5 protein-coding genes are annotated in these 5,840 nt (G+C 42.4%); all 5 read left to right on the top strand.

What is annotated here, in order from left to right; translation table 11 throughout:
- Positions 1–954 (top strand): phosphoenolpyruvate--protein phosphotransferase (gene ptsP / locus PGW42_RS15565; RefSeq protein WP_270235176.1); only part of this gene is annotated, 954 nt, incomplete at its 5' end.
- A gap of 241 nt (positions 955–1,195) precedes the next feature.
- Positions 1,196–2,032, top strand: a complete 837-nt coding sequence (locus tag PGW42_RS15570; RefSeq protein ID WP_008368484.1) for a PRD domain-containing protein — start codon at positions 1,196–1,198, stop codon at positions 2,030–2,032.
- A gap of 103 nt (positions 2,033–2,135) precedes the next feature.
- A complete protein-coding gene (locus tag PGW42_RS15575; protein WP_270203811.1) occupies positions 2,136–3,620 on the top strand; it encodes a carboxypeptidase M32 in 1,485 nt (494 codons plus the stop codon).
- Positions 3,621–3,638: 18 nt separating this feature from the next.
- Entirely contained in the window at positions 3,639–4,883 is a 1,245-nt protein-coding gene (locus PGW42_RS15580; RefSeq protein ID WP_270203810.1) for an aminopeptidase P N-terminal domain-containing protein, read from the top strand.
- Positions 4,884–4,956: 73 nt separating this feature from the next.
- Positions 4,957–5,658 (top strand): hypothetical protein, encoded by a 702-nt coding sequence (locus PGW42_RS15585; RefSeq protein ID WP_270203809.1) that lies wholly within the window; start codon positions 4,957–4,959, stop codon positions 5,656–5,658.
- Positions 5,659–5,840: the final 182 nt, after the last annotated feature.

The raw sequence follows: 5,840 nt of genomic DNA on the forward strand, positions 1-5,840 counted from the left end.
GGGACCATCTACATTGATCCGGATGAAGAGACCATGAAGGCTATGACCGAAAAGCGCGAAGAAGACCGCAGACAGAAAACACTTCTGGAAGAACTGAAGGGCAAAGAGAATGTCACCCTTTCCGGACAGAAGATCAATGTCTATGCGAATATCGGTAATCTTTCCGATGTGGGCGCCGTACTTAAAAATGATGCAGGAGGGATCGGACTTTTCCGAAGTGAGTTCCTGTATCTGGAAAGCGAAGATTTCCCGACCGAAGAACAGCAGTTCCAGGTATACAAACAGGTTGCAGAAAATATGGCAGGCAAAAAGGTCATTATCCGTACCCTGGATATCGGAGCAGACAAGCAGGTGGATTACTTTGGACTTGACAAAGAAGAGAACCCGGCACTGGGATACCGGGCAATCCGTATCTGCCTGACAAGACCGGAGATCTTCAAGACCCAGCTTCGTGCCTTGTACCGGGCATCTGCTTACGGACAGATCGCCATTATGTTCCCGATGATCATTTCGGTAAAAGAAGTGAAGCAGATCAAGGTGATCATCGAAGAGGTCAAAGAAGAGCTTCGTGAGGCAAAGATCCCGTTCCGTGAGGATGTGGAACTGGGAATCATGATCGAGACACCGGCTGCCGTTATGATGAGCCGTGAGCTTGCAAAAGAAGTGGATTTCTTCAGCGTAGGGACCAATGATCTGACCCAGTACACGCTGGCGATTGACCGTCAGAACCAGAAGCTGGATGCCTTCTACGATCCGCACCACCCGGCAGTCCTTGCAATGATCCGCATGGCAGCCGAAAATGCCCACGCAGAAGGCAAATGGATCGGAATCTGCGGCGAACTCGGAGCTGACCTCGAACTGACAGAAGAATTCTTAAGCATGGGATTAGACGAATTATCCGTATCCCCTGCAATGGTACTTCCGCTCAGAAAGAAGATCCGGGAAACCAAATAAAATCTATTCACAGATTTTGTGATAATCACATCAAAAACATCAAACAAACTTACGGGGCTAAGCACGATTCATCGTGCAACAGCCCCGTTCTGCTTTTATTTGTTTTTTGCGGAAGCTATTTCACACCCGTCAGAAAACAGCCAAATTTGCGTTCCCTTTTTCTCAACCTTTTTTTGACTTTCCCCTCATTCTCTGCTAGGATAAAATCAGAACTTAAAACTCGTCTTCGGGGGAATCAGATATGTACAGAGTAAGCAAAATTTTGAATAATAATGGCGTGATCGCAATCAATACAGAGGATAACCAGGAATACGTCCTTCTCGGTAAAGGAATTGGCTTTGGAAAGAAGGTCAGTCAGCGTTTTGAAGTGACAGAAGATACAGCAACTTACCGCCTGACCGAACAGACAGACAGAGGATCTGCCAAATCTCTGGTGCAGGAGATGGATCCGGAATTTTTGGAAATTGCAGATGAGGTGATCCGGGAAGCAGAAAAAGTTTTTGGAAAAGTAGACCGCCGGATCATGATCCCGCTGGCAGATCATATCTCCTTTGCTGTTTCGCGAATCCGGAATCAGGAGCAGATCAGCAATCCACTGACAGATGATATCAGAGTACTTTTTCATAATGAATTTCAAGCAGCATCCGTGCTCAGAGATATTTTGCAGAAGAGAATGCAGATCACGATCGATGAGCATGAAATCGGATACGTGGCACTTCACATTCATTCAGCAATCGAGGATGAAAAAGTGTCTGTGGCAATGCAGACGGCCCGTGCAGTGAGAGAATGTATTGAGATGATCGAAAAAGAAACAGGAAAAAAGATCGATGTGATCTCGCTTTCCTATAATCGTCTGATGAACCATATCAAATATATGGTAGCACGTGCTATGACGGGGGAGGATCTTCGTATCAATATGAATGAATATATAGAATCCAAATTTCCGGAAGCGTATATGACTGCAAAAAAAGTCTGCGATATGCTCGGAAAGAGTATTGGAAAAGAACTTGATGAGATGGAAATCGGGTATCTGGCAATGCATATCGAACGAATCTACAGTGAAGAAATAAAGGCATAACAGAGGAACCGGCTTTTGCCAAAAGATTGACACTACGGGGAAACAAATGGTATAATCGAACCAAAGTTTAAACACTAGTCTAAGGAGAAAGGTTGGTACGGTAATGTCTACAAAAGAACAGATGGAAAAGGTGAAGGATATTGTTGTGAAACTCCGTTATCTGGAGTGTATGGATAATATCATTTACTATGACAGATGGAATAACTGCCCGAAGGACGGATTTGATTATGAAGGGAAAGTCGGAGCATATCTGACAGAGCTTTCTAATGAGAAACTGACAAGCAAAGAGATAAAAGAACTGGTAGAGTCACTGGAAGGAGAGACAGCTTTTGATTCAGATACAGACAAAGGTATGGTACGTTATCTGATCGGAAAATATAAAGAAGCAGTACAGATTCCGGCAAGCCTGCAGGGAGAATTGAATCAGGCAAATGCAGATGGACAGCTGGCATGGGGAAAATGCTATGAGGCAGATGATTTTGAAAGCTTTAAGCCGGTACTGAAAAAACAGTTTGATTTACAGGAGAAGATAGCAACAGCGATCAATCCGGATGAAAAACCATATCAGGTTCTGGTGAACCGGTTTGATAAGGATTATCGTCTGGAAGAGATTGATGCAATTCTGGCAAAAATCAAAGATGCTGTCTGCGAAATTTTAAATGCGGTAAGAGAAGAACAGAGTAAGATTGATGATTCCATTCTGGAATGTGAAGCAGATCATGATACAGTACTTCGTATTGTGAAGAAAGCGCAGGAGATCCTGGGACTTGATAAAGATAAGAGTACTTTATTTGAGATCCATCATCCGGTATGTGTCTGCACCGGACCGCGTGATTCCAGGCCATCCACAAACTGTGATGAGCTGATTCATGCGATTCTGGCAGTGGTTCATGAGACCGGACACGGACTTTATAATTATAATGCGAACGATGAGGTCGCAGAAAGCGGACTCTGGGGCGGAATTGAAGGTGCAATGCACGAATCCCAGTCCAGATTCTACGAGAATCATGTAGGAAGAACCAGAGAATTCTGGGAGAACCTGTACCCATATCTGCAGCAGGAAGTTCCAAAATACAAAGAGATTTCTCTGGATACATTCCTTGCGGCACTCAATAAAGTAAAACCGGGACTGATCCGTCTGAAAGCAGATGAGCTTACCAATACCCTGCATATCATCATCCGTTACGAAATTGAAAAAGAATATTTCGATGGAAAACTGACAGTGGATACAATTGAAGAAGCATGGAACAGAAAATATCAGGAATATCTGGGATTTACGCCAAAGAATCATCAGGAAGGAATCCTGCAGGATGTGCACTGGGCTTCCGGATGTGTAGGATATTTCCAGGGATATGCACTTGGAGATGCTTACGCTGCACAGTTTGCTCATAAGCTTCTTACTGATTGTCCGGATGCATTTGAAAAGCTGGAAAAGGGAGATTCATCTGCAATCGGAAACTGGTTAAAGGAACATATTCACCAGTACGGACAGACCTATTCTGCGCGTGAGATGCTCAAAAAAGCAACAGGAGAAGAGCTGAATACCGATTATTATATTGAATATCTGAAAGAAAAATATTTACACTAAGCGCAGGAGGATTGACAAATGAATAAGGAATTTTACGCAGGAAATCGTAAGAGCCTGTATCAGAAACTTGAAGCGGGATCTTTGGTGGTTGTATTCAGCGGACATGCACCGATCAAGACCAATGATGAGAATTATCCGTTTTTTACAAATCGTAACTTCTTGTATCTGACAGGAATCGAGCAGGAAAATATTGTACTGATGGCTTATGTCGGAGAGGGAACAATTGAAGAAACTCTGTATATTCTTCCTCCGGATGCATTTACAGAACGCTGGACCGGAAGACGTATAAAAGAAGAGGAAGCAGAAGAACTTTCAGGAATCACGAATTACAAATATGTGGCAGCATTCCGGAATGATCTTTCCAGACAATTATTTTCTGGCAATGTTAAGAAAGTTTATCTTGATTTTGACAAGGTTTATGAAAATACGCCGGCAGTAGAAGCATACCGCCTTGGCAAGTATCTGAAAGAACATGCTCCGTTTGTTGGACTTGGCAACCTTCATCCGATCATGAAACAGCTTCGCCTGATCAAGAAACCATGTGAGATTGAGGCAATGAAGAAAGCGGAAACGATCACAAAGGCCGGAATCGAAGCAATGATGAAAGCATCTAAACCGGGAATGTACGAATACCAGTATAAAGCAGAATTTGATTATGCACTGGCTCAGAGGGGAGTGCTTTCACCAGGATTTCCGTCTATCATTTCATCAGGAAAGAACAACTTTAAAATTCATTACTATGATTATCGCGGACAGGCCCAGGATGGAGATATGATCCTGAATGACGTTGGTGTTGTATGGGATTATGAGATCAACGATGTATCCAGGGCATTTCCGTGCAATGGAAGATTTAATGACCGTCAGAAATTGCTTTATGAGTGCATTTACAATACTTCAGAATATATGTTCAGTACACTGAAACCGGGTGTACCGCTTCTGGATGTGGATAAGATCATCCGTAAATATACATTTGAACAGTTAAAAGAAGCAGGAGTATGCAAAAATTTTGAAGATATTGGGACTTACATGTGGCACGGTGGAGCACATCATGTTGGATTTGATGTACATGACGTAGTAGAAGGAAGCGGACTTGCTGTACCGGGTGTTGTATTCTGTGTAGATATCGGTGTTTACCATGAAGAATGGGGCATTGGATTCCGTCTGGAAGATAATTGCCTGATCACAGAAGATGGATGTGAAAATCTGTCAAGAGCAATTCCGAGACAGATCGATGAGATTGAAGCATTTATGGGACGCAGATAAATAGAAAACAAGGAAAGAGGGAGCTGTATAGAAAATTACGGTTCCCTTTTCCTGAAATATGGAGAGCCAGGATATGGAAAATAGAAAATCACGGAAAAGTACATTTCTTTATGTAATACTATTAACTTTATGTGTACCACTTGCATATGTATATCTTATTCTTGTTACGGGACTGCTGGATAAAATACAGGAGGGGCATATCGGATTAACGTTGATGATTGTGTTTCTTCCACTGTTTTTTTATTGGGGACTTGTGGCAGTTGTGGGAATCATAAATATTGGACAGTCATTTAAGATATACAAAACGGGAAATCCGATTGAATGCGTGAACCGCATGCTGATCCATAAATATGGGCTGGTTGTCTTTTTCTGTGTAAATTTTCTGGTTCTGTTCATTTATTATTTTTTCATAAGTATGGCAGTGCTGGTAGGAAGCAGGGGAGCCGCGATAATCTTTGCTCCGGTATTGCTGCCGTGGCTGATTGCAGCAGTCGTTTTTTCGGTTGGTGCAACATGGCTTGCTATTTTACCGGGAAGCTTTTATGGGATCCAGGTGATCCGTATGACCTATAAAAGTGGGAAAATAGGGTTTGCCGAAGCAGTTGTACATACGGTATTCCAGTTTTTCTTTCTGTTTGATGTGTTGGATGCAATGTATCTTGCAACGGAAAAATGGGGAAGAGGGAAAAAGAGTTCTGCAATTATTGGGTGTGTGTATCTGTTTGCAGTTTTTGCAACCATATATCTGATAATTAAAATGAAATCAATGTTTTAAAATACAAGCAGTTGTATCAGAGTGTTGGTACGGCTGCTTTTTGTAAATGTGAAATGAAAAAGGAAATGGAAAGGCAAATGGAAGGGGATGTTCAGCCGCGCCATTCGCAAAAGCATGTTGAATTGATGTCAGAATATTCTGAATTGCGCAAAATATAAAAACAACATTGACAATTCAGGAAA

Source organism: Coprococcus sp. TM115-187, from assembly GCF_027679115.1.
GTDB classification, from domain to species: Bacteria; Bacillota; Clostridia; order Lachnospirales; family Lachnospiraceae; genus Allocoprococcus; species Allocoprococcus comes.